Below are 25325 nucleotides of genomic sequence, written 5' to 3' on the forward strand. Positions count from 1 at the left end.
AGCCCACCTCCTCTGGATGTTTTGACTTATGACCTCGGGGGGCTAGGCGCTGTCCGCCTTAGGTCGCCACGTTCTGTGGCGCCGGCGGTACTAGGACGTCCTGTCCGTCGGGGCTGGAACAGAAAAACTTCTTTTGAAGAAAAATTTTCTTAGCAAGTGCTTTCTTTGCAAAAAAAGCCGGCTTTCGGAATGTTCCGCTGCCGGCTTTTTTCATTTTCAAAAGAAAAATCTGCCCATCTATGAAACTGGCAGATTGTTATTCTTCAAATATCGTTTTATTCATCTGTTACTCCTCTGTTTTGCTTAGGCACCGCTCGCACTCGTTAAAATAGCATTCATGCATTTCGTGCATCTCTTCTCCGCATTGACAGCATTGTTTGGCCGGAATGTTTCTGTAAAATTCGATTGGCATCATTTTATATGCCCTCCCTTTTAAATGTTAATCATATTGTATTATAACAGTTTTTGTTTGTCAACAACTGTTATATATCTGTTTTAATTTGATGCTAAGGCCTAAAAAAATGTTCCAAACTCCGATATTTTGGGGCTGTTCAGCAAATGATTTTTGGAATATAATTAATTGAATTCATAGATAGAGGGGGAAATATCTTGAAAAAATGGTTGTCTGTCATTCTTGCACTGGTCTTGGCTGCAAATTTGCTGCCGCTTGCCGCTTTTGCCGCCGTGGATGCAAAAGATCCAAAGTTTCAAAGCTATTTAAAAGAGATTGGCATGTCCGAGCAAGAATTCATTACATATTTGCAAGAATTCCATGATTATACGCTGGAGGATTTCACAGATCTTGCCGATTTAAAAGATTATCTTGGCGACCCGCTCAATGAAGAAAATTTAAAAGAATTGCTTGCCGACTTTGAGTTAACAAAAGCCGAATTGGAACAGCTGCTTCAGGAAAACGGCATGTCATTGGATGAATTTACGTTTATCAACGACCTTGACTTCGTCGTGTCTGATTTGCTTGACGAAGGGTTGACTGAAGAGGATCTTGCGGAAATGGAACAAGAGATCCTTATGGCATTTTCCGCTTTCGGTATTGATAAAGCCGAGGCTGACCGGTTAAGAAACCATCTTGACAAAGTCATTGAAAAAACAGGTGAAGAGGCATTTTTAGCCAAATTGGAAAGCCTGGCCGAAAGATTGGAAGCCTTCCCCGAATTTGAAAGCGCCAGTGAATTGTCTGCCGCCCAAATTGCCGAATTGCTCAGCATTTGGGAGGAGCTGCTGAACACGTTCCAGGTGAAAGCCGAATACTTCTTGGTAAAAGACGGAGTTGAAACACCTGTTTCGCTTTCCGCTTTAATCAAAATGGACGATATTAACGGAGCCGATTTGCTCATTAAAATATATTCTGCCTATGATGGCCAGTTTCTTGCAGACGTGCTTATTACAAAAGAAATGTTCGGGTCTGATTTGATTAAGGGAACAGGGAAAAAAACGAAAAAGGCTGCTAAAACTGTAGCCAAAAAGGTTCCAGCCAAAAAAGCACCGGTTGCCCGTACAGTGAAAGGCGGAAAGCTTCCAAACACAGCTTCCGACTATATTCCGAATGCACTTGCAGGATTTGCCTTCATTATTCTTGGAGCCTTCTTATTCCGCAGATTTAAAGCAAAAGGCGTGTAATGAACATGAAACGCTTCATTCTGCTTGCTGCCGCTGTCGGCATGATTGGTTTTGGGGTATGGCTTTCCGGAACAAATGCCTTCAAGTTTACGGCGGGGTATATGTTGTTTCAGGCAGAAAAAGCGGGGTCCGAGCCGGATGCGGTAGAACCTGAAAAGCCCGCGCCTGTGGTAAAAAAAAGAGAAACAAAAACAGTCGTTTATCATGAACGGCCGGCTGCCGGTGAAAAGATCGGAGATCTGTACATTCCCAAGCTGGAGGCAACCTTGCCCATTTACCACGGTACGGATGAGGACGAACTGGAAAAAGGCGTCGGCCATTATGCCGGGAGTGTCCTTCCTGGCGAAAACGACAACTCCGTGCTTTCGGGGCATCGTGATACGGTATTTCGCAGACTCGGCGAAGTTGGGAAAGACGATCTCTTGATCGTGACTACATCCGCCGGCGAGTTTACTTATAAAATACGAAAAGTCCGCATCGTGGATGCCGACGACCGTACGGTTATCGTTCCGAAGCCGCGTCCGACCTTAACCGTCACAACCTGCTACCCGTTTCGTTATATCGGGGACGCGCCGGAACGATATATACTGATTGGTGATCTGATTGAATCAAAAAAAACAGCAAGTTAGAGAGCCGCATCAGCGGCTCTTTTCTTTTTCTTTTACCCCTTCCTTCCAAATGTTCCAAATCGCCTTTCCGTCGCTGTACCTTCCTTCACCATATTCGACCGGCAGAAGGTCAAAGAAAATATAATACAGGGAAAAATAGACGAATTGATAAAAAAACATATGCTTCGGCAAGTATCCTGCGGAAATGGCGGAATTCACCAACATAATGGACAGCAGATTAAAAATGACCCCGCCGGCATGAACGAGCGTCCGGGTGATCCGGTTGCTCACCTTTAAATCTTCGTAATAGCTTTGACAGTCAACGAAGTACAGCATCCTCATTTTAAAAATCCCCAACGAAAAGAGCAATCGGCCCCGGCCCAGAACCACTTTCACCTTTCCCCCGAATAGCTTTGCGAAAAACAGATGGCCGGCGGAATGGATGAATGCGACAACCGGCATCGTCAGGAAAAATGCCCAAACAAATGTAACCATATCATTCCACGTAAACATAAAGGCCCTCCTGGTGAAAAATCCGTGCAATCATCCTGTATCACAATCGGCCCATGGTTAAACACCAAAGGCATTTTTTCCATTTTGGAGGTGCTTTTTCAGAAAAAGCCAAGCAATCAAAGGAGCGGAAGCCATGGCAATCATGACGATTTATAACGAATCCCGCCCCAGGACCGGGACGGGATTCGTTTATGTTTTATACCGTTTATGAATATTGTTCTTTTTATACGCCGGCCTTGTAAATTCGGAGACTTCCATTGACAAGGCGAGGTATCTTTTTTCAAATAAAGCGGCGAAATGATCCACGATGACGGCAAATAACTTGTCACAGGCGGCGGAAAGCCGCTCTTCGGAACGGCCTCCGCCGATTTTGAATGTGACATGGACGAAGGCATCGTCCTCTGATCCGTCTGCAACGACGTAATCTTTCAGCTCGACCGCCCTCGTTCGAATCCCCCCGATCGGGAACAAACCGTCATTTTCGAGAAGAGACTGGTTGATTTTTTCCAGAAGTTCGCGAATGCGTCCTTCTCCTTTTATATTGTCCGTATACTCCACAGTGACGTGAGGCATGGATGTTCTCCCCCTTTACAGCGAAAAAGCTTCATCGCCAACGATGGTATTAACGAGCCGCCCGAGTCCTTCAATTTCGGTTGCGACTTCGTCTCCCGGAACAACGTCGACCGTTCCTTTTGGCGTGCCTGTCAGGATCAGGTCATTTTCATCAAGTGTCATGATGCTGCTCAAGTATTCAATCAGAAAAGGTATATCAAAAACCATGTCTTTCGTCGATCCTTCCTGCTTCAGCTCGCCGTTTACATATGTACGGAGGGCAAGGTTCATCGGATCTTTAATGTCCGAAGCGTCAACAAACCACGGACCGATCGGGGTGCACGTATCGCGATTTTTCACGCGCAAGTTCGGACGATAATAGTTTTCCAGGTAATCGCGCAAGGCATAGTCGTTTGCAATGGTATAGCCTTTTACATATTGGTAGGCGTCTTCACGCTTTACATGTTTCGCTTTTTTTCCAATGACAACAGTGAGCTCGCATTCATAGTGCATATACGTGACATCTTTCGGACGGCGTGTTTGGGCGTTATGGCCAATGAATGTATTCGGCCCTTTTAAAAAGACGAGCGGTTCTTCAGGCGCTTTAAAATCCAGCTCGTTGGCATGGTCGGAATAGTTCAAGCCAAGGGCAAATACGGTTCTCGGTTCAACCGGGGGCAGCCAAACGACCTCGTCCTGCGAAACAAGGCGGCCGTCCAACAGTTCAAGCTTGCCATCTTTTTCAACTGCTTCATGGATCGCACCGAAGCATGCTACTCTTGCTTTTCTCATTTGGCCTCTTCCCCTTCCTCCGGCACAATCTTATTTTCCAAGACGCCAATTCCCGCAATTTCGATGCGGACACGGTCGCCTTTTCGTGCCCGCGGGGCTCCTTCCGGCACACCGGCAAGCAATACATCTCCCCGCTGCAAAGTCATGAAATCCGTGATGTCTTCGATTAATTGCGGGATCGACCTGATCAGATTGCGCGTATTATTTTCCTGCTTCAGCTCGCCGTTTATAAAAACACGAATGTCGAGCTGTCCGGGGTACGCAACATCGTCCTTGGCAACGATCCATGGGCCGATCGGACAAAATCCGTCCCGGGCTTTTTGCTTAATCGCCGGGCGGTACACGCTTTCATGCGGGATGCTGACATCATTGGCAATCGTGTAGCCTTCAATATAATCCATGGCATTTCCCGCTTTAACGCGGGTCGCCGTTTTTCCGATCACAACAGCGAGCGCTGCCCCCACTTCAAGCTGTTCTTCGCCGGCAGGAATCAGGATTTTACCGTTGCACCCGATTAATGTATTGGCTGGTTTAATATAAAGGATCGGTGCTTTGGGCGGCTGTTTGTACGGCGGCTCATTGAATTGATCTTTTACTTCATCGTACTTACCTTGATAGTTCAATAAAACGCCGTAGACAGTACCATTAACAGGCGGGTTCCAGGATACGTTGGAAACCGGCTGCTTCTTCCCGTGCAGTTCAACCGTTGCCCCGGCCAGATCAGCCTGTACCTCATCCCAAACGCCAAGCCCTTGAAGGCTTGCTTTTACAAAACTCATGTTCTCACTCCTCGGTTTTGGGAAAAAAATATTTATTTCATATAAAAAGCCGCATCCATTCATTCCGAAAAAAAACCCTGCATTGTCAAAGTTGCCAGCGGTGACTGGCCAAATTTTCTCCATTACTCTCCAGGTTGAACCGGATACGCGCGACTTTCTGAATTTTAATATCGAGTTCGAGACGATACTCACGACTTTTTAAATTTACTATCGAGTTCGAGACGGATATTCATGACTTTTTCCGATTTACTCGCGACTTTCTGAATTTACTTTCGAGTTCGAGACGGATACTCACGACTTTTTCCGGTTTACTCACGACTTTTTAAATTTACTATCGAGTTCGAGACGGATACTCGCGACTTTCTGAACTTACTATCGAGTTCAAGACCGATGCGCGCGACTTTTCCGGTTTACTCACGACTTTCTGAATTTACTATCCAGTTCGAGACGAATACTCGCGACTTCTCCGGTTCACTTGCGACTTTTTGAATTTACTATCGAGTTCGATGCGAATACTCGCAACTTTTCCGATTTACTCGCGACTTTCTGAATTTACTATCGAGTTCGAGACGGATACTCACGACTTTCTGACTTTACTATCGAGTTCGATGCGAATACGCGCAACTTTTCCAGTTTTCTCGCGACTTTCTGAATTTACTATCGAGTTCGAGACGGATACTCGCGACTTTTTCCGGTTTACTCACGACTTTCTGAATTTACTTTCGAGTTAGATACGAATACTCGCAACTTTTCCGATTTACTTGCGAGTTCAAAACGGATACTCGCGACTAGCGCCTTTTTACAGCAGAAATATCCCGTCCGTCTTGCGGAAGACGGGCGGGATCCTGCGTTAAATGACTTTTTTATATTTGCCTTCAAAAAATCCGAGCGGTTCTCCGTCCTGTACGCGCAAATCGGTCACTTCACCAATATACAGTGTATGGTCTCCCGCGATGACCGATTGGTGGACGTTGCACGTCACATTCACCAATGCGTCCGGAATGACCGGCATATCGTTGAAGGTGTCAAAGCGGATGTTTTTTTCTTCTTTGCTTTGGCCGGCAAAGTAGGCGGACAAATCTTGCTGCTGCTCATTCAAAACACTGACGGCAAACGTCCCGGACTCTTTGATGAGGCGGTTCATGTTTGCTTTTTCACTGACGGAAACGAGGACAAGCTTCGGGTTCAGCGAAACGGACATGAAGGCGTTCGCTGTCATTCCATGAACGGTGTCGCCCACCTTTGTGGTGATAACGGTTACACCAGTTGCAAATTTTCCCATGGCTGTCCTAAAAAGGCGATCTTCCACGTTCACTCCCCCTTTTTTCAAATACTTCCATTCTTTATATGATGAATTCGGGCTTGCGCTTTTCAAGCGTCGGCTGCTTTGTCGGCACTTCTTCCCCGCTGATGACGTCCAAAACAGTCGATGCCTCGTTGAACCAGCTGTCAGGCGCCGCATGCCCCCAGAACGTTTGGCGCATCGGATCGTCAATGTCCCAGCGAATCGGCTTAAAATCAGGGTCGCTCGTCAAATAGTCGCCGCTGTATAGCTCAATGCGGTGACCGTCCGGATCACGCAGGTAGAGGAAGAAGGCATTGGACAATCCATGGCGTCCCGGTCCTCTTTCAATGCTCTTGCTGTAACCCGAAGCAGCCAGGACGTCACAGGCATGGATGAGTGCCAGCGGATCCGGAAGCCAGAAGCCGATATGGTGGACGCGCGGCCCCACACTGTTCATGAACGCCTGGTCGTGGACATTTTGCTTTCTGTGAAGCCATGTTGCCCACACTTGTCCTTCTTTCGTATCCGTATACTCGGAGCAGGCAAATCCAAGCTCATTCATATAGAAATCTTGCGCTTTTTGTACATCCGGCACCGCGCAGTTAAAATGGTCGATTCTTTGAACGCGTGCACCCCTGTACAGGTCATAGCGCTGCAGCAGGCGCTCGACATGATCCATTTTGGCAAAATATTCAATCGGAAGTCCGGATATGTCCTGCACGCGAAGGGCGCGGCCAAGGGCACGTTGCCCGCCTTCTTCGATCCACTTCGTTTTATATCCTTTTTCTGTGTAAAAGTCCGCAAGGACATCGAGGTCGGCATCTGATGCCACCTTATAGCCGAGCGCCTCCACAGCGGGCTTTTCGGCTTTTTTCAAATGGATGCTGTGATGGTTGTGTTCTTCCAATCCCCGCAAATAAAGGTTCCCGGAATCCGATTCCGTTTCAATAAATCCCAATGTATCGACGTAAAACTTTCTGGATGCCTCCAGATCGGTCACGTGCAAAACCGTTCTCGCACAACGAATGATATTAAAATTCATGATATTCCCCCCTTAAGCATTTATAAAATGCGGCTTGGCTGATTGATCTTTTTTCAGGAATTCTGTTACATAATTTTTATATGGTTCTTTTTCATATCCGTTAAAATAAGTCATTCCCATCCGGATCGGATCTCCGAAGAAATAGTATTCATAATGCATCTGCCTGGCACCGAACGCGCTCAGTGTCAAATCCCAGGCGAGCCTGAACAATTGGACCCGCTCATAGCCGTTCAAATGCTTGCCTTGAAGTCCCCGGTCCAGAATCGGCCCGATTTCTTCATGATTGAAGTCAGCCTGCGTCGGAATGCCCATCAGTCCGGAAGCGCCAAGGATGCGGACAATTTCCACAAGCCGCGGGTAGATGCGCGGATACCAGTTGCGTGCTGCATCAAGCGCCGCGAAGTCCGGCGTCATTACGCCCCATTTGTCAATCTTGGCATTGTGTTCTGCTTTATACATGTGGGAGCGCATCGTTTCCAGAACAAGCATGATTTCCGCGCCTTTATCCTGTACGTGCTGGAATTGATCGATTCCGATCGCGTCCATGATGCTTAAAGCGACCCCGAGAATGAATTCCGTTTTGACGATATTTTTGGAAACAACCTGGTGTGACATATGGACAACCGCATTTGTTTCTTTGAACGTCCGGTTGCAGATGGCAGAATTTCCGCACACGAAGACGCGGTCCCAAGGTACAAACACATTTTCAAACGATACAACCGCATCCCCTTCTTCAAAGCGGGAGGAAAGCGGATGATCCCACGTATTTTTGCCATAATCAAATGCCTCGCGGCTAAGGAATTTCAGGCCGGGCGTATTGTTCGGGATGGCGAAAGCCAATGAATACGGATCGTCCTGTGCGCCGGATTTGTTGACGGTTGACGGGAAGACGATGATTTCATCTGTGATGCCGCCTTGGGTCGCGAGCAGGCGCACACCGTCTACGATGATGCCGTCGCTCTTTTTCTCCACAAGATGCAAAGCGACATTCGCATCTTTTTGCTCCGCCTGTGCTTTGGCGCGGTTTACCTGCGGATGAATCAGTGTATGGGTCAAGCTCAAGTCATTTTCACGGGCATATTCGTAATACTTCTTGGCGTTCTCTGCAAACATCGGGTCGCCTTCTGCGAAAAAGTCGCTTGCCGCACCGGCTGCCATGACTTCGGCATTCATATAATCCGGGGAGCGTCCCATCATGCCGCCGGACGTGCGGGCCCATTCCTGGATCGCTTCCCGGCGTGCAATCAAATCATCAATTGTTTCCGGCACTTTGAACGTCATGCCCACTTTATTTCCTGTCGTCGGGGAAGTATAGAGCATTTTTTCCGGCTTTTCATATTGCAGATCGTACAGGTAAGCCATTGATTGCACGACATTTTTAAAAGCGGGATGCTCGGTGACATCATCGACTCTCTCCCCGTGGATGTACACATTGTTGTTTGCTTTTTTGAGTCGCTCGATATATTGTTTGCCTGTTTTTGCTGGCATGGGATTTCACTCTCCTTATTTCTTTTTTCCGAATTGGGGAATGCGGTGGTCGCCGATCGCAACATGGATAACTTTCGGTTCCGTGTAAAATTCGAGGATGGCGTAATGTCCGCCTTCACGCCCAATTCCGCTTGCTTTCATGCCGCCGAACGGAATTCTGAGGTCGCGGACGTTTTGCGCATTAATCCAAAGCATTCCGGCTTCGACCGCCTGGGCAACACGATGTCCCCGTTTGATGTCATTTGTCCAGACATAGCCGGCAAGGCCGTATTTGACGTCGTTTGCATATTCAATCACTTCTTCTTCCGTTTCAAACTCGATAACAGCCATGACCGGGCCAAAAATTTCTTCCTGGGCAATTTTCATATCGTTTGTAGCATTAAGAAGAAGTGTTGCCGGCACATAGTTTCCGGCTTTCAGTTCCTCGGGGACAGTCCCCTGGATGACTTCACAGCCTTCTTCCCTGGCGATTTCGATATAGCTTTTCACTTTTTCAAAATGGCCTTTGTCAATGAGCGGTCCCAACTGCGTTGCGGGATCCATCGGATCACCGATCTGAATGTTTTGCACCCTTTCCTTGAGCGCTTCGACAAATTTATCTTTTATATTTTTGTGCAGGAACACTCTTGAGTTCGCCGTACAGCGCTCGCCGTTAAAGGAGAAGATTCCCCAGACGGCCGCATCGAGGGCACGGTCAAAATCGGCATCGTCAAAGACGATGAGCGGAGATTTTCCGCCAAGCTCCATGGAGGTTTTTTTCAAAGTATCCGCCGCATTTTTAATAATCGTTGAACCTGTTACCGTTTCCCCCGTAAATGAGACCGCTTCCACATCGGGGTGGGCTACAAGCGCAGCACCCGCTGTCTCCCCGAATCCATGGACGATATTAAAAACGCCTTCCGGAAGTTCTGCCTTATGAATGATTTCGGCAAGTTTGTTCGCAGTAAGCGGTGACAATTCCGCCGGTTTTAATATCACGGTATTGCCTGTTGCGAGTGCCGGTGCCACTTTCCATGTCGTGAGCATGAACGGGGCGTTCCAAGGCGTGATTAATCCGACCGGGCCAAGCGGGTTGTACACCGTGTAATTGACAAACTCGCTGTCTTGCATAAAGGCTTCGCCGTGCATTCTCGTTTGTACCATGCGGGAGTAGAACCTGAAATTTTCCGCCGCACGGGCCGCCATATTTCGTGTTTGGGCAATGGGCAGCCCGGTATCCAGTGATTCCAGGTATGAAAGTTCTTCCGCTTCTTCGTCGATGAGATCGGCAATTCGTTCAATGTATTTCATCCGTTCGGAAACTTTCATTGTTCCCCACGGGCCTTCTTTAAACGCTTTTTTCGCCGCAGCCACTGCCTTGTCGATCTCCTGCTTGCTTCCTTTTGAAACCCGGTTGATCACTTCGTTCGTGAATGGGCTGTGATTGTCAAACCAGGCGCCGCTCTCCGACTCTGTGAATCTCCCATTGATATATTGTTGAATATCAGGCTGTTTTTCATGTTTCCGGATAGCTGATTTTTCCGCTGTTTTTTGTTCCAAGATTTTCACCTTCCTTTAAACGATTGGCGTCCCGTTTCAGGCATTTACTTCGTCTTTTAGCGCAATTCCGTAGTTTTTCAGCACTTGGCGAATTTCTTTTTGCAGTTCTTCGGAAGGAGGGGCCATCGGCTTCCGCAATACCGGCTTGATTTTACCCATCATGCCAAGCGCCGCTTTTGCCGGAGCCGGGTTCGTATCTTTGAACAGCACGTCGTTTAATTCCATCATTTCAAAGTGCATGTCTTGCGCGCGTTTAACGTCACCTGCTGCCCAGGCGTTGTAAATTTCGGCAACCTGCTTCGGCGCTACGTTCGATGTGGCACTGATGTGGCCCGCACCGCCGATGGCCAGCATCGGATAGCAAAGCAGTTCGATTCCCGAATATAAATTAAAGTTGCGCCCCGCTCTTAATAAAACACGGTTAACGTGCTCAAAGTCTTTGTTTGATTCCTTAATGCCGATAATGTTTGGGCAATCTTCCGCAAGGCGGGCAATCGTTTCCACTTCAAGATTGACGGCTGTCCTGCCCGGAATATTGTACAGAATGATCGGAATATCGACGGAATCGGCAATTGTTTTAAAATGGTTGTAAAGTGCCTGCTGATTCGGGCGGTTGTAGTAGGGAACGATGACAAGCGCTGCGTCCGCACCCATTTCCTGTGCCGCTTTTGTCAGTTTCAATGCTTCATTGTGATTGACGGAGCCCGTACCCGGAACGAATGGCACTCTCCCCGCAACCGCTTTTTGAGCGGTTTCCATAACGATCAGGCGTTCATCCACTGTCAATGAGCTCGGTTCCCCGCTTGTTCCTGTAACGGAAATACCGTGGCTGCCATTTTCAATTTGCCAATCAATCAAACTTTTAAACGTTTCCAAATCAAGGCTTTCATCTTCATGAAACGGAGTCACAACCGGAGCCATGGATCCTCTTAATCTTAATCGGGCTTCTTCATAAGACATTTTCCCATCCTCCTGCTTTTTATGGATTATTTTTCTGAACAATCAAATCATATACGATTTCATATATTATGTCAAATGCTTTTTAATCATTTTTGCCGGCAAACTGGCAGCGCTTACATTACCATTTTGGAAAAAAGAGCATCCCCATGCTCCTTAATTCTCACCGGCCGTTTCCATTCTCAGCGAACGGCGTCTTTCGAAATCGTCCGCTGTTTTAAATTTGTGCTCACGAACAAACATTTCCAACTCCTTTATATCCGATTTTTTTTCCAGTAAGGAAATGATCGTTTCATGTTCCCCGATCGACTCTTTCACCCGAACCGAATATAGTGTCGAACCAATTCCCCTGATCGAATCGAGCTTTTTCCAAACCCCGGCAATCGTGTCGTATAAAATTTTGCTTTGGCATTCCTCGGTGATCAGCTTGTGAAATTCGGCATTCAGCTTTGCAAACAAATAAATATCGAAGTTTTCGAGCGCCTCCTTCATTCGCTCATTTAATTCCTTTAATTTCATGATTTTCGCCGCCGGAAAATGGGGAGCGCTCAATGACGCAGCATATCCTTCAAGAACGCCCAATATTTTGAGGTTGTCGTAATATTCCGACTCATTGATCGGCGCAACGACCGGACCGATATTGTGCTTGTATTCAATCAGCCCTTCTGCTTCCAGTTGGCGGAGCGCTTCCCTGATCGGAATGGAACTTGTCGCAAGTTCCCTTGCCAGTTGATCAATGACAATTCTCTGGCCCGGTGCATAAACCTTTTCCACAATTCTCGCTTTAATAATTCGATAGGCTCTTTGTTGTTTATTTTCTTTTTTCATCATACTTTTATCATAGTTAAAATCATATATGATGTCAATGGAAAACAGTTTGACAACATACAAGAGGCGAATGCCGAGGCCCCGGGACTTGAGAAAAGGGAAGCGCCTCTTGGGAGGGCCGTTGCTTTTCCCGCTTCAAATGCAATAATAATACGATCCACTTCATGCAAAATACGATCCGCCTCATGCATTGTACGATCCCTATCATATCTGTCCGCAAATATTTGCCCACGCCTCGTCCGTGCATATATAATGCCGAGACGTGACAAACTATGGTAAGCCGGTCTTTCGGCAAACCAGTTCGCAAATCACGCAGGATTTTTTATACACAATCACGGGCTGAACATAAGGAGATTAAACATCTATGCGCAAAAAAATCCCGATTATTTACACTGCTTCCGAAACGATCGAATGGGTGAAGGAAAAGATCACATCGTTTGATTTTGTACATAAGCCGCTCGAAATCAACAATAAAAGGATCATGCTCATATATATAAAGACGGTAGTAGATGTTCAGAGGCTGCAACAAGACATTATCAAGCCTTTTTTCGAGCTGCCTTCCATGGGGGATGTGGAAGCTTATTTGACTTCCCTGCCCAATCAGATCGACATTGAATCCAAGGAGCAAATTTTGCTGGAGCTTACAAAAGGCAGCGTTTTGATCCACGTCAATGACTCGTTGCTTTTGTTTGATTTGAACCTTGTAAGTAATGACACGATTTTGGAAAGCAATATTGAACCGACGATTCAAGGTCCGCAGCTCGCTTTGAGTGAAAGCCTCATGACGAATCTGAATTTGATCCGGCAGCGCTACCATCAGCCGTCCCTCAGGATTGAAATGCTGACGATTGGAAAAAAATCAAACCAATCACTGGCGGTGATTTATGATCAGAATGATGTAAAGCAAAAGGTTCTTAAAGAGATCAAAAAAAGAATCAAGTCACTTGACAGGGATATCATTCAATCAAGTTCGGAATTACTGTTTATGCTGAACAACAAAAGATTTTCCTTGTTTCCAAGCATGATGATGACAGAACGGACAGATCGCATGATCTATAATCTGACCGGCGGAAAAGTACTTTTGCTTCTTGACGGCGATTCTAACGGGATCATGGCTCCAGCTGTGTTTTTTGATTTTATGATATCGTCGGAAGACAGCTATCATACGTACTGGGTGTCCAGATTTGCCGTCATGCTCCGCTATATCGGCCTGTTCAACTGTTTGACCCTTCCGGGTTTATATGTTGCCGTCATTTCTTATAATCCTGATGTCTTTCGAACGGAATTGGCGCTGTCCATAGCCGGCAGCCGGATCGGGGTCCCCTATCCTTCGTATGTCGAGGTTGTATTCATGTTGATCATTATGGAACTGCTGACAGAAGCGAGTATCCGGCTCCCAAAAGCGGTCAGTGCAACGGCCACCACGGTTGGGGGGCTGATCCTGGGCACTGCGGTAACGGAAGCTGCCTTAACGTCACATGTCATGATTATCCTGATTTCCGCAGTAGCCATTTCCACTTTCGTCATTCCCATTAATGAGATGAGCCTTGCCATCAGGGTGTTCAGATATGTTATTCTCTTTTTTTCCACAATCTCGGGAATGGCCGGTTTAATGCTGAGCTTCATCGGATTTGTCATGTATTTGACGAATAAGAGGAGCTTCGGGGAGCCCTATTTAAAATTTTACTATAAAGGGCGGCAAGAAGAGATTAAGGGGAACGAGACATGAACCGTTTTTTGTACTATTCGATTTTTATCAACATGGCCGCAAACATGATCTCGGCCGTTCCGAAAATTCTTTTGGATCAAAGCATGAAGGGCGCGGTCGTTTCCATGCTTCTGGCCATTTTTTTCGGCTTGATCCTTATTTACATTAACGGAAACTTTTTCAATCAATTTCCGGGCAAGGATCTTCCTGCATTGCTGAAGGAATACACTCCTAGCTGGATGTACCTGCCATTTACCATGCTGATCGCCTTTATCTGGTTTGCAGCCGGCCTTATGACATTAGTCACCTATTCATTCATGCTTAAGCGATTTTTGACACCGGACATGTCGGTCACGTGGATTGCCGTCAGCTTTTTGATCATTGTTTCTTTCGCTGTTTTGATGAACACAAAAAGTGTCCTGTACACAATGGAAAATGTCATTTTTTTTACGATGCCCATTGTCATTTTTATCGTATTTAAAGCCTTTTTTAGCGAACAATTCGAATGGGATTTTGTCAGGGAGGCTGTCATGCATTTTAATCATCTTCCCAACTATAACGCTTTTTCGGCAGCCTCCTTTGTATTTGTCGGCATGTCAAATATCGTGATTCTAAACCGTGCGTTTACACATAAAAGTACGCGTGTTACCTGGAAGCACTTGTTCTTGATTGGCACCATCGGGACAGCCGTCCTGGCAACCCTTTATTTTGTCCCGATAGGATTGAACGGGTTTGAAAATATAGACGATCTTGTCTATCCCGCCATTACGACCAGTGATACACTCCGGATGAAGTACGGGATCATTGAACGTCTGCTGTATCTGTTCCTGCCTTTGTTTTTGGCGATTTCTTTCCTGAATCTTTTGATCCATTGGCATGTAGCCATTGAGTCATGCAAGAACATCATTTGGTTTAAACGGTTTGAATGGAAAAAAACAAACTTGACCCCTTATCTTTATTTAATTGTATTTTGGATGCTCACTTTAATGTTGGTAAGGTCCCTTTCGGAGCATACTCTGCTTTTATATTCCAAGTATTATTATAATCTCATCCCGCCCTTTAGTCTTCTTTTCTTTATTAGCCTTTGGTTTATAAAAAGGAGGGCAAAATGATGAATACAGCCCGGTTTTTAAAAGCATTCATGATAGGCATCGCCTTTCTTTTCTTATCGAGCTGCGGCTTTAAAGATATCGATAAACGGATTTTTGTATTGGGGATCGGGGTAGATTACTCCGGCAATGAAAAGAAACCGTATAAGGTTACGCTAAAACTGGCTGTCCCTTCCGGTTCTTTGAAAGAAACGGGAACCAAATATGTTTATTTATCAAAGGAAGAATCGTCTTTGGCCGGTGCCATCCGTTTTTTAAAAACTCATGTAGACAAGGAACTGGATTTTGGCCATACAAAACTGATCATTTTCGGGGAAGGTATTTTGAAGCGGGATTTCAAAGATACAATGGACTTTTTTTTCAGAAGAAGGGACATTCAAATGATCTCATGGGTAGCGGTTGGCAGGCCGTCTGCAGAAAAAGTGCTAAAAGTTGAGCCCAAGTCCGAAATGTCCGGCTCCAGTGCTCTTTCCAACCTTTTTTCAAATAATGGTGTGGAAAACGCCTATATCGTTTCCACCTATCTGTTTGATGCAAGAAGAAGAATATTGGAAGCCGGAATTGACCCCATTCTTCCCATTATCAGGTCGGATAAAGATCGTACTAAGCTGATTGTGAACCGGTCATATATATTTACCGAGCATAAAAAAGCTTTGAAACTCGGGCCGAAGCGGACAAAGTTTTACAACTTGCTGGCCAATAAGACAGAGAAGCTGGACATAGAAGTGCAGAACAAAAATAAAGGGTTCACAATGGCAGTGGAAGCTGCAAAAGTAAAATATAAAATCATTACAGCCCCGCGAAAAAAGCCTGTTTTAAAAATGGATATTATGTTTACCGGTATCGTTGAAGAGGCAAACTTTAATATGTCGCCCGCGAACCTTGATACTTATAGTAAAATGACCTCCAAACATACAAAAAAAGAGGTCTTGAAGGTTTTGAAGCACTTGCAGAGGGAGAAAGCGGATCCGCTTGGTTTTGGTTTGCGGTATAAAGCAACAAGAATAGACAACGGAAAAAGATATCAGGAATGGAAGAAGATATACCCGAACCTGGTGTTTGATGTGTCCGTGAATGTGAAAATCAGAAGTACCGGAACGATTGAGTAAACATCGTTTTTTGGAATCTGGGAAACAATACAATCAAGCCAGAATAAAATTGATTTGGAGGACAAGCGCATGGCGGATATTTTGTCCTATATTACTTTTGGAATCGTTGTTTTTTTATTGATCGTCTTTTTGTTTCTGTTATTTGGATGGCGCCGGATCATGAAGCTGATTGTAAAACAGGCGGGGAAAATTATTTTTACCGACAGCTATGAGGAAAACATCATTGAAATATTGCCCGGATTAAAGCATATGGGAGTACAGCACACGCTCGAGAATAATTTGCGCGCCGAAACCGGCGGTGTGCTTCACCGTCCCCTTGGTTCCTCAAAATCCTGGCCGCATTTGGATCCGATCACGTTTTTGCCTGCACAGACCTCGCCATTTCCTACCTCCGCCGAGGATGAGGTGGATGTCAGTGTCACGATCGGACCGAAAGCGAAAAAGCCGATGCAAATCGACATTCCCCTCATGATCAGCGGGATGGCTTATGGAGTCGGGCTCAGCCGGCAGGTTAGAGTGGCGCTGGCAGGGGCAGCAAAGAAGGCGGGAACCGCCATCAATTCCGGTGAAGGCGGCATTATGGATGAGGAATTGGACGCGGCTGGAAAGTATATTCTGCAATTTTCCAAGACAGAATGGGGGAAAGATGAAAAATTCATCAAGCGCGCGGACATGATTGAAATAAAACTGGGGCAAGGTGCGAAAATGGGAATGGGCGCAAAGATCTCTCCGAAAAATCTGACGGGCAAGGCAAGAGATATCATGGGGCTGAAAAAAGAAGATGATGCCGTCATCCATGAGCATTTCTTTGAAAACCAGACATTGAAAGATTTAAAGGAGCTTGTCGGGGAGCTGCGTGATTTGTCAGGCGGAGTTCCCATCGGCGCTAAAATGGGGGCTGGCGGGAAGATTGAAGAAGATATTGATCATTTGCTGGAGATGGGTGTTGATTATATTGCAGTGGACGGCGCCCAGGCGGCGACCCATTCGGGCGCGCCCATTTTGGCGGACGATTTCGGCATCCCCACGCTGCATGCAGTTGTCCGGGCCTCCAATCATTTAAAAAGAAGAAAAATGAACGGCCGGGTAAGCCTCATTGTCTCAGGCGGCCTGTTGGTTCCCGGGCACTTTTTAAAAGTGCTTGCATTGGGGGCCGACGCTGTTTACCTTGGCTCGGCCATTTTATTCACCGTTGCCCATACTCAAGTCACCAACGCCCTTCCCTTCGAACCGCCGACACAGGTCGTTTGGCATGAAGGGAAATTCAAAAATAAATTCAACATCGAAGAAGGAACGAAAACTGCCGAGAAATTTCTGACCTCAAGTGCCGAAGAAATGAAAATGGCTTTGAGGGCTATGGGGAAACGGTCACTGGGAGAGCTGTCCAGGAAGGATTTAACTTCTTACGACGAGCTGACCGCGAGAATGATCGGCATACCGTTCACATTTCAAGCCTCGGGCGGAAAAGGAAAGAGGGAATAAGCCGATGCAGCAGCAGGCATACCGGCTAGTATACGAACGGGCCATGATGGGTTAGAAAAACGCTGGCGCGTTCTTTCTAGTTAAGCCGGATTGGTCTAAATTTTTACGGGAAAATAAGTTAAACACGCAGGAGGTCCCCCGCCTCCTGGATGTTTTAACTTATGACTCCGCACTGGGAACAAATTCATTAAAATTGCTTTTGCAATGCTACGTGATAAGAAGCCATTTTTGCACAATAATATGAGCTCTCAAACGGTAGAAAGTAAGTCTGTTGCTTAAGGTAGGTTTTCCACAAAACAAACGCTAGATCACCGGCTTTATATGGAGTGGCGGGCATGATAGCCTTGGCCGGCGTGGCAAATCGTTTACCCTTGCCGCTTTGCCAGAAAATCTGCCTGCAGAGGCTCCATGTCAAGCCTACAAGAGTTAACCACATTTTCTGGGGTCGAGGTGAGATCGGTAGTTTCCTTGGAGGCTCTTTGACCTCGGTGTTTAGCATTATCCACCTCGTCCTGCAAATGCGAGCAGCACGTTAAATGAAAATTGTACTATGCCAGGATGTACTTTCTGCAAAATTGAAAACGAGGCATTTTCCACTTCAGATCCGAGAAAGTGTGGTTAATGAATATAAAGTTCACTGTCAGTTGCTACTTACTAGTCCATTTTTTGGTAACCAGTAGTGGTAGGGTATTACCTATACTCAAAATGGTAAAAAAAGTATTTGACATAGTACGCTTAACAACAAAAAAGGAAAACGCCTTTTGAACATCGTTTTCCTTTAATGTGATCAACCTTCATTTTGGTATTGCAACGCTTCCAGTTTCGGGGCACTTTCTTTTAGTACCTCGACCAACTGGATTTGGTGCCCGTCCAGTTCTTTTATTTTAAAGCTGAAGCCTTCAAAATGAAGCACTTCGCCCTCTTGCGCATCAAATTTTTGCGATAAAATCCAGCCGCCGAGCGTATCCACCTCTTCATCCGAGAGATTTATTCCAAGTAAATCATTTACCTCATGAATGAGCACTTTTCCACTAAAAGAATAATGATCTTCCGCAATTTGTGTCACGTCTGGAACCTCGTCAGCATCAAATTCATCCCGAATCTCGCCGACGATCTCCTCGACGATGTCTTCGACCGTGACGAGACCTGACGTTCCGCCGTATTCATCAAGCAAAATTGCCATATGCGTGCGTTCCCGCTGCATTTTTAACAGCAGCTCACTGATCGGGATCGTCTCGATCACGACGATCACAGGCTTTATATACTGCGTAATATCCGCTTTCATATTCTTCTCGGGGTGTTTGATTTGCTCAAGCAGCATATCTTTTATGTTGATAATCCCGATAATGTTATCCTTGTCGCCTTCATAAACGGGATAACGGGTAAATTTGGCTTCCTTGATGACCCCGAGCAAATCTTCCATTTGATCTTCCGTTGAAAACGAGATCATTTCCGTTCGGGGAACCATGATTTCCTTTGCAATCCGGTTATCGAATTTAAATATATTATTTACATACGTCAGTTCCGTCTGATTGATCTCACCGCTTTTAAAACTTTCAGAAAGAATGATTCGCAGTTCTTCTTCGGAGTGGGACACTTCGTGTCCGGCTACAGGCTTCAGTCCAAACATCCTCACCAATAGTCGGGCCGATCCATTCAATGCCCAAATAAATGGGAACATGATTTTGTAAAACCATTGCATCGGTTTGGCAGCAAGCAGCGTGACCGTCTCGGATTTTTGGATCGCAAAGGTTTTTGGCGCCAGCTCCCCAACGACAACGTGCAAAAAAGTAATGATCAAAAACGCGATCGTAATCGATAAAACGTGGGAAACGTAAGCTCCGAACGCCATTTTTTGAAACAGCGGATCCAATAATGCTTTAACCGCCGGTTCGCCCAGCCAGCCAATTCCCAAAGCCGTGACCGTAATGCCGAGCTGGCATGCGGATAAATACTCATCCATGTGCGAGACCACATGCTTGGCCGCCTTCGCCCCCGGTTTCCCCTCTTCAACGAGCTGATCAACCCGTGAACTCCTGATTTTGACGATGGCAAACTCCGTCGCAACGAAAAATGCGGTTAATCCAATCAAAATGGCAATCAACAATAAACTGACAACGTCCAAATGGATCACCTTTCAAAGAAAGGTGTACACCTCCTGATTATTAAAATTTTGTCCGGCGTGAACCGCACATTCTTAATACATATATTATACTATGAATATGGAAAACATCTGCATTTTTATGATTTATTTTGTAAAAAAAATTCTTTTTCCAAGCTTTAGGGACACGCTCCTCATGCTTTGACGACAAACGTTTCCCATCCATCATATTCCCCTTCATACCTTTCAGAGATCTCAACCAACAGGTCAGTTACTTCATTGATTGAATCGAAATCGACACGGTCCTCCCGGGAAATGGTTATTTCATATTTTCCGTCTTCATTCATGTCTTTTGTTTCCTGTTCTATGGAAAAACCTTCTTTTTTAACCGCTTTGGCAAACCGCTTCATCATTTTTGAATTTTCAAAATAAAGCCAATGCTCCACTTTTCTCGGGGTTGTCAACGAATCGCCGGATTCCACCAAAGCATCGATCACCTGGCGGTTGCCCATGTGCTGCTGTTGATATAGATCGGGGTAAAGGAATTCGAAATAAAATTCCCATGTTTCATCCTCTTCAATCTCAAAAATGTCAAACTCGTATCCGGCCGGCTTCATAAACCGCTCCGTCGCATCGATTAAGTCGTCCATTTCCTTTTGGCTTGAATAAAAAATGATATCTCTTGCTCCGTCAGTTGTAACCCTGCCAACATGGATAAAATTTTTACCGGCCAGACATTCAATGATGTCATCCTCCATATTGTTTAACCGTTCCGCTTCGGCATCCATCGGAAAACCATCTTCGTTCGGGTTCTTCAACTTCACCCTGAGGCAGGAGGCATGCCTGAATTTTTCCGTATCAATTTCCTGCCAAATATCCATATCCAAAAGAACCGAAGCCAACCGATCTTCAATATAACCAAAATAAACTTCCCAATTCTCCGACATCGTAACGCCTCCATTTCCGTTTTTATAAATATATCATTTTTCTTTTTCAACAAATGGTTTTTTTACAAAAAAAACAAAAAAGGAAAGTGCCTGTTTAGCGGCATCAAAGCGGAGCAAAATATCTTAACGGAGATATGTGACGGTTCCACACGTTGTTATGGAGATGCGCTGGGTACTGCGTTGTCGGTGCAAGCTTAGAATGGAATAGAATTTGAGGTTCCCGGATCGTACTTGCGTAAAACTCGAGCGTATTTTGAGGTTCACGGATCGTATTTAAAACTCGAGCGTATTTCGGGGTTTCCGGATCGTATTTTTGCAAAACTGGATCGTATGTTCCTAAAATACCACAGTCTAAATGACCGTGGGCAGACCTTAAATTATACGCTTAACTTTAAAGAAAAGCGCACGTGCCTTGCTTCAGCCCCGACAAGCATAAGGCGAAACACGCAGGAGGCCCCAGCCTCTGGAGTGTTTTTACTGACCTCGAGGGGCTAGGCGCAGAAAAAATTTCTTAGCAAGTTATACTTTATTTAATTGTAAAAAAGGGGAAACCGTGATCGGCTTCACCCTTCTTTTTGGAAACTGACGATAACTACACCCGCCACTATAAACGCACCGCCAATAAAAAAGTTTGCGTTTAATTGTTCGTTTAGGAGCAGCCAGCCGAGGAAAGATCCGACAACAGGCTGGAAAAAGAAAAACAGTGAACCAATTCCCGCATCCATCAGTTCCAAACCTTTATTCCAAAGAAAAAAGGCGCCGGCAGTCGAAACAATTCCCAAGTAAAGGATGCCGAAAATAATGAGCGGGCTTTCGTAAAAAATCCCATGGGACTGAAGTTCCCATAGCATGGCCGGTGTAGTCAAAACGAGTGCAAAAAAAATCGCATAGGTTGTGATGGCCAATGACGACAGCCGTTCAGACGCAACTTTTACATAAACCGATAACAATGCCCACGTAACGGCAGCTCCAACGAGAATGAGGCTGCCCCAGAAATAATCGCCGACATGAACATCCCAGCCAATGACGATGATGACGCCCAATGTAGCCAGGAACGTGGAAATGACTTTTCGCAGCGTGATTGGTTCCTTTAAAACGAACCTCGCAAAAATGACGATGAACGCCGGCGTAGCCGAAGTGATTAAAGACCCCGTATGGGCGTCGGATAATTTTGTCCCGATAAATTGAAAAGAGATCGAGACAAAGTAGCCAATAAAACCAATCCAGACGAGCAAGAGCCAATCCCTTTTTGCCATCGCTCGGGGCTGGCCGCTTTTTTTTCGAACGGCAAGCAGAATTGTATACAAAAAGAGAAACGCAATGATGTAACGAAGCCAGACAAGCGTAAACGGCGGAATAAAATCGAGCACATATTTGCTGACGACATACATGCCGCCCCACAGGCTTGCGGCCAGTGATAAACAGATCGCTCCAATGACACTTTTCTTCATCGTTTCAATACCTCCGTCTCTTTAATGGGAAAATGGGTTCCCGAGACGAGGAGGCTTGAATGGGACCGAACCTATTCACCCCTCGACTCAGGATGAATAGTTTGTCGGCTGGTCATTTTCAAACAGATCGAAATACAATCTCATTTTTCTTGCACCTCCGAATATTGTTGTCCTCTTCATCATACTCTGTTCATTTCAAGTTTATCAACCTTATAGACAATTTCCCTTTTTGTCACCATATATTAAAGTGTAGAATGATATAATGATAGAATCCGTGCAGAAAGTGAGGAATTTATGCCGTGAATATTTGGGATTTAATCGTTGCATTGATATTGGGTCTCGTGGAGGGGCTTACAGAATTTGCACCTGTTTCATCGACGGGCCATATGATCATCGTGGATGATATGTTATTAAAATCTGCAGAATTGCTGAATTCCCAGGAAGTGGCAAATACATTTAAAGTCGTGATCCAGCTTGGCTCCGTCATGGCGGCCGTCATCGTGTTTTGGCCGCGGCTGTTAAGTTTGATCGGCATTCAGACGAGTGGTTCATCGGAAGTGCCGACAGAGGGAAGGCGCCTGCGCTTGACGCATGTAATTATAGGATTAATTCCTGCGATGATTTTGGGACTGCTGTTCGAAGATTTCATCGATACATATTTGTTTTCGGTTGAAACGGTCCTGATCGGGCTCGTCGGAGGCGCCGTGTTGATGATCCTTGCGGACTTGAAAGTTCGGCGGGAGGTTCGGACCAAAGGAGCCTATGAAGGTGTTCCACTTGACGGCATCAATTACAAACAGGCTTTTCTGATCGGTTTATTTCAGTGCATCGCCCTGTGGCCAGGCTTTTCCCGTTCCGGTTCAACGATTTCAGGCGGGGTGCTGCTCGGATTAAAGTACCGGGCTGCCGCAGATTTTACTTTTATTATGGCCGTACCGATCATGGCCGGGGCCAGCGCCGTTTCTTTATTGAAAAAAATGGACGTGCTGACAGCGGATGTCATCCCTTTTTTTGCAGTCGGTTTTATCAGCGCATTCATTTTCGCCTGGATTTCCATCCGCTTCTTTTTGGCGCTCATTAACCGGATAAAGCTGATTCCTTTTGCCATTTACCGAATATTGCTGGCAACGGTGATCATGGTCGTCTATATGAGTATAAGATAAGGACTGATTCATAAGGAAGCGCACGGCTTGGGAGCCGTGCGCTTTTGCTGCTATCCGCGGGGATTTCCTGCTATCCGCGGGTATTTTCCGTTTATCCGCGGGGATTTCCGTTTATCCGCGGGGATTTCCTGTTATCCGCGGGTGTTTCCTGCTATCCGCGGGTATTTCCTGCTATCCGCGGGTATTTCTCCGTTATCCGCGGGTATTTCTCCATTATCCGCGGGTATTTCTCCGTTATCCGCGGGTATTTTCCGGTATCCGCGGGTATTTTCCGGTATCCGCGGGTATTTTCCGGTATCCGCGGGTATTTTCCGGTATCCGCGGGGATTTTCCGTTTATCCGCGGGGATTTCCTGCTATCCGCGGGTATTTTCCGTTATCCGCGGGTATTCCACCGTTATCCTCGGGTGTTTCCTGCTATCCGCGGGTATTTCCTGTTGTCCGCGGGTATTTCCTGTTGTCCGCGGGTATTTCTCCGTTATCCGCGGGTATTCCTCCGGTATCCGCGGGTTCCACCGTTATCCGCGGGTACTCCTCCGTTATCCGCGGGATGCCACGTTTAGAACAGCCGTGCAATCTCCTTGCTGCTGTTCTTTTTATTCTTGCCGGGCTTCATTCCGCATACATTATTCATATGAACTTGTTGAGGAGTGGATATGTATGATTATTCATGTCGTTGCACGAGGGGAGACGTTAAATAAGATTGCCCGTCGCTATGGGAGTACTGTTTCGCGAATTGCTTCCGCGAATGAGCTGCCGGATCCGGATCGGCTCGCAGTCGGCCAGGCAATTGTGATACCGGTTCCGTCCATTCAACATGTCGTTCGACGGGGTGAAACGCTTTGGCAAATCGCCCAGAGGTATATGGTTCCGCTGAATGCCATCATTCGTGCAAATCAATTGGCCGATCCTTCCGCCATTCAAGTGGGAGAGGTGCTGATCATTCCTGCGCGGGTGCACACAGTACAGGCCGGAGAAACTTTATGGCAGATCGCCCAACGGTATGGGACGACTGTACAGCAAATTGTCAGGCAAAATCAAATTGAAAATCCGAATCTGATTACTGTCGGCACAGTCCTGACGATTCCGTTTCCAAAACCGGTGATTGATGTGAATGCCTATATTATTAATATGGGCGAAACCGGTGCGCGGGAAGTTCAAGAAGTCGGCGAACATCTTACCTACATGACTCCTTTTGCCTATATTATGAGGGCTGACGGGAGCCTTGAATCCATCAACGATGCGCCGGCCATTCAAGCTGCTATAGAAAATCGCGTTGCTCCGATGATGTGTATTACAAATTTTACTTTCAGGGACCCCGGAACGACATTGGCACATACGATCTTGTCCAACACGGAACTTCAGGACCGCCTTTTAACCAATGTCATTCAAATCATGAATGATAAGGGATACCGCCTCTTGAACATCGATTTTGAAAATGTGAGGCAGACAGACAGGGAATTATACAATCAATTTTTACAAAGGGCTGTGAATCGCCTGCATCCGCTTGGTTATTTCGTCTCGACGGCCCTCGCCCCCAAAACGAGCGGGACACAAACAGGGCTTTTATACGAAGCGCACGACTATCCCGCCCACGGAAGAATTGTCGACTTTGTCATACTCATGACCTATGAATGGGGTTATCGGCTTGGGCCGCCGATGGCCATATCGCCTCTCAATGAAATGCGCCGTGTAATTGATTATGCCGTTACGGTCATTCCAAGAAATAAAATATTGATGGGCTTCCAGCTTTACGCCCGGGACTGGCTTCTCCCCCACGTTCAAGGACAGGAAGCGGAAACATTTGACATGCAGGAGGCCATGCGCCGCGCACTGGCACAAGGTGCCTCCATTCAATACGACGAAAGGGCGCAAAGTCCGTTTTTCCGATATACAGACCAACAGGGACGGCGTCATGAAGTGTGGTTTGAAGACGCCCGGAGCGCCCAGGCCAAATTTAACCTGGTGAAAGAATATGGACTGCGGGGCATCAGCTACTGGGTTTTGGGCTATCCTTTTCCGCAAAACTGGCTCTTGCTTGAGGATCAATTTATTGTGAGAAAAATATAAGCCTCAGTATGATCACAAATGATTAACAGGTGCGAGATTTATCATTTTAATCGAGACAAAAACGGGCCCACGCCCGCTTTGTCTTTTTTCAGTCTTTTGGACAACCCCTTGCAGACTGCTTGAAGAAGGGCTTCCTGATTCCCGGACCTTTCATCGCTTCATTCT

General features: G+C 46.2%; 23 protein-coding genes. 8 read left to right on the forward strand and 15 right to left on the reverse strand.

Going from position 1 to position 25325, the window contains the following annotated elements; all coding sequences use genetic code 11:
- Nucleotides 1-58: 58 nt before the first annotated feature.
- Together AB1L08_RS07540 and yhfH are read right to left on the reverse strand one after the other, a co-directional pair.
- On the reverse strand, nucleotides 59-220 hold the full coding sequence (locus tag AB1L08_RS07540) for a hypothetical protein (RefSeq protein WP_413064055.1): 162 nt from the start codon (nucleotides 218-220) through the stop codon (nucleotides 59-61).
- A 66-nt stretch (nucleotides 221-286) separates the two neighbouring features.
- Nucleotides 287-415, reverse strand: coding sequence for a protein YhfH (yhfH, locus tag AB1L08_RS07545; RefSeq protein WP_413064056.1), 129 nt, complete (start codon nucleotides 413-415; stop codon nucleotides 287-289).
- Between the two features lie 194 nt (nucleotides 416-609).
- On the opposite strand from yhfH, the gene AB1L08_RS07550 reads away from it, so the two are divergent.
- Together AB1L08_RS07550 and AB1L08_RS07555 are read left to right on the forward strand one after the other, a co-directional pair.
- Nucleotides 610-1638, forward strand: a complete 1029-nt coding sequence (locus AB1L08_RS07550; RefSeq protein ID WP_413064057.1) for a processed acidic surface protein — start codon at nucleotides 610-612, stop codon at nucleotides 1636-1638.
- Nucleotides 1639-1643: 5 nt separating this feature from the next.
- Nucleotides 1644-2267: a class D sortase gene (locus tag AB1L08_RS07555; protein WP_413064058.1), complete on the forward strand. Its 624-nt coding sequence runs from the start codon at nucleotides 1644-1646 to the stop codon at nucleotides 2265-2267.
- 9 nt (nucleotides 2268-2276) lie between these two features.
- Here AB1L08_RS07555 and AB1L08_RS07560 read toward each other — a convergent pair whose 3' ends face one another.
- From AB1L08_RS07560 to AB1L08_RS07605, 10 genes are all read right to left on the reverse strand, one after another.
- Nucleotides 2277-2759: a zinc metalloprotease gene (locus AB1L08_RS07560; protein ID WP_413064059.1), complete on the reverse strand. Its 483-nt coding sequence runs from the start codon at nucleotides 2757-2759 to the stop codon at nucleotides 2277-2279.
- 189 nt (nucleotides 2760-2948) lie between these two features.
- Entirely contained in the window at nucleotides 2949-3332 is a 384-nt protein-coding gene (locus AB1L08_RS07565) for a 5-carboxymethyl-2-hydroxymuconate Delta-isomerase (protein WP_413064060.1), read from the reverse strand.
- 15 nt (nucleotides 3333-3347) lie between these two features.
- Complete coding sequence (locus AB1L08_RS07570) at nucleotides 3348-4103, reverse strand: fumarylacetoacetate hydrolase family protein (protein WP_413064061.1); 756 nt, start codon at nucleotides 4101-4103, stop codon at nucleotides 3348-3350.
- Nucleotides 4100-4882: a fumarylacetoacetate hydrolase family protein gene (locus AB1L08_RS07575; RefSeq protein WP_413064062.1), complete on the reverse strand. Its 783-nt coding sequence runs from the start codon at nucleotides 4880-4882 to the stop codon at nucleotides 4100-4102. Before AB1L08_RS07575 ends, AB1L08_RS07570 begins: the two co-directional genes overlap by 4 nt.
- 850 nt (nucleotides 4883-5732) lie before the next feature.
- Complete coding sequence (locus AB1L08_RS07580; RefSeq protein WP_413064063.1) at nucleotides 5733-6191, reverse strand: flavin reductase family protein; 459 nt, start codon at nucleotides 6189-6191, stop codon at nucleotides 5733-5735.
- A 34-nt stretch (nucleotides 6192-6225) separates the two neighbouring features.
- Nucleotides 6226-7209 (reverse strand): 3,4-dihydroxyphenylacetate 2,3-dioxygenase, encoded by a 984-nt coding sequence (hpaD, locus tag AB1L08_RS07585; protein ID WP_413064064.1) that lies wholly within the window; start codon nucleotides 7207-7209, stop codon nucleotides 6226-6228.
- A gap of 12 nt (nucleotides 7210-7221) precedes the next feature.
- The gene (hpaB, locus tag AB1L08_RS07590) at nucleotides 7222-8697 is read right to left on the reverse strand and encodes a 4-hydroxyphenylacetate 3-monooxygenase, oxygenase component (protein ID WP_413064065.1); all 1476 of its coding nucleotides are present in this window, start codon (nucleotides 8695-8697) and stop codon (nucleotides 7222-7224) included.
- A gap of 15 nt (nucleotides 8698-8712) precedes the next feature.
- Nucleotides 8713-10236 (reverse strand): 5-carboxymethyl-2-hydroxymuconate semialdehyde dehydrogenase, encoded by a 1524-nt coding sequence (hpaE, locus tag AB1L08_RS07595; protein WP_413064066.1) that lies wholly within the window; start codon nucleotides 10234-10236, stop codon nucleotides 8713-8715.
- A gap of 36 nt (nucleotides 10237-10272) precedes the next feature.
- The gene (gene hpaI / locus AB1L08_RS07600) at nucleotides 10273-11196 is read right to left on the reverse strand and encodes a 2,4-dihydroxyhept-2-ene-1,7-dioic acid aldolase (RefSeq protein WP_413064067.1); all 924 of its coding nucleotides are present in this window, start codon (nucleotides 11194-11196) and stop codon (nucleotides 10273-10275) included.
- Between the two features lie 153 nt (nucleotides 11197-11349).
- Nucleotides 11350-12021 (reverse strand): GntR family transcriptional regulator, encoded by a 672-nt coding sequence (locus AB1L08_RS07605; protein WP_413064068.1) that lies wholly within the window; start codon nucleotides 12019-12021, stop codon nucleotides 11350-11352.
- Nucleotides 12022-12385: 364 nt separating this feature from the next.
- Between AB1L08_RS07605 and AB1L08_RS07610 the strand changes: the two genes are divergently transcribed.
- The 4 genes from AB1L08_RS07610 to AB1L08_RS07625 all read left to right on the forward strand — a co-directional run bounded on the left by AB1L08_RS07610 (nucleotide 12386) and on the right by AB1L08_RS07625 (nucleotide 17429).
- Nucleotides 12386-13750 (forward strand): spore germination protein, encoded by a 1365-nt coding sequence (locus AB1L08_RS07610; RefSeq protein ID WP_413064069.1) that lies wholly within the window; start codon nucleotides 12386-12388, stop codon nucleotides 13748-13750.
- Nucleotides 13747-14841, forward strand: coding sequence for a GerAB/ArcD/ProY family transporter (locus tag AB1L08_RS07615; RefSeq protein WP_413064070.1), 1095 nt, complete (start codon nucleotides 13747-13749; stop codon nucleotides 14839-14841). The genes AB1L08_RS07610 and AB1L08_RS07615 overlap by 4 nt, the downstream gene beginning before the upstream one ends.
- Complete coding sequence (locus AB1L08_RS07620; protein ID WP_413064071.1) at nucleotides 14841-15947, forward strand: Ger(x)C family spore germination protein; 1107 nt, start codon at nucleotides 14841-14843, stop codon at nucleotides 15945-15947. Before AB1L08_RS07615 ends, AB1L08_RS07620 begins: the two co-directional genes overlap by 1 nt.
- A 69-nt stretch (nucleotides 15948-16016) precedes the next feature.
- A complete protein-coding gene (locus AB1L08_RS07625) occupies nucleotides 16017-17429 on the forward strand; it encodes an FMN-binding glutamate synthase family protein (protein WP_413064072.1) in 1413 nt (470 codons plus the stop codon).
- A gap of 787 nt (nucleotides 17430-18216) precedes the next feature.
- Here the strand turns inward: AB1L08_RS07625 and AB1L08_RS07630 are convergent.
- The 3 genes from AB1L08_RS07630 to AB1L08_RS07640 form a co-directional block, all read right to left on the reverse strand.
- Nucleotides 18217-19554 carry a hemolysin family protein gene (locus tag AB1L08_RS07630; RefSeq protein ID WP_413064073.1) on the reverse strand — a complete coding sequence of 446 codons (1338 nt, stop codon included), beginning with the start codon at nucleotides 19552-19554 and terminating at the stop codon, nucleotides 18217-18219.
- 170 nt (nucleotides 19555-19724) lie between these two features.
- A complete protein-coding gene (locus AB1L08_RS07635; protein WP_413064074.1) occupies nucleotides 19725-20477 on the reverse strand; it encodes a DUF695 domain-containing protein in 753 nt (250 codons plus the stop codon).
- Between the two features lie 563 nt (nucleotides 20478-21040).
- Nucleotides 21041-21928, reverse strand: coding sequence for a DMT family transporter (locus AB1L08_RS07640; protein ID WP_413064075.1), 888 nt, complete (start codon nucleotides 21926-21928; stop codon nucleotides 21041-21043).
- 299 nt (nucleotides 21929-22227) lie between these two features.
- Here AB1L08_RS07640 and AB1L08_RS07645 point away from each other — a divergent pair, with 299 nt between their 5' ends.
- Nucleotides 22228-23091, forward strand: coding sequence for an undecaprenyl-diphosphate phosphatase (locus tag AB1L08_RS07645; RefSeq protein WP_413064076.1), 864 nt, complete (start codon nucleotides 22228-22230; stop codon nucleotides 23089-23091).
- Between the two features lie 659 nt (nucleotides 23092-23750).
- Nucleotides 23751-25160, forward strand: coding sequence for a glycoside hydrolase family 18 protein (locus AB1L08_RS07650; protein WP_413064082.1), 1410 nt, complete (start codon nucleotides 23751-23753; stop codon nucleotides 25158-25160).
- The last annotated feature ends 165 nt before the right edge of the window (nucleotides 25161-25325 follow it).

Source organism: Siminovitchia jepli (assembly GCF_047228825.1).
GTDB lineage: Bacteria > Bacillota > Bacilli > Bacillales > Bacillaceae_C > Siminovitchia.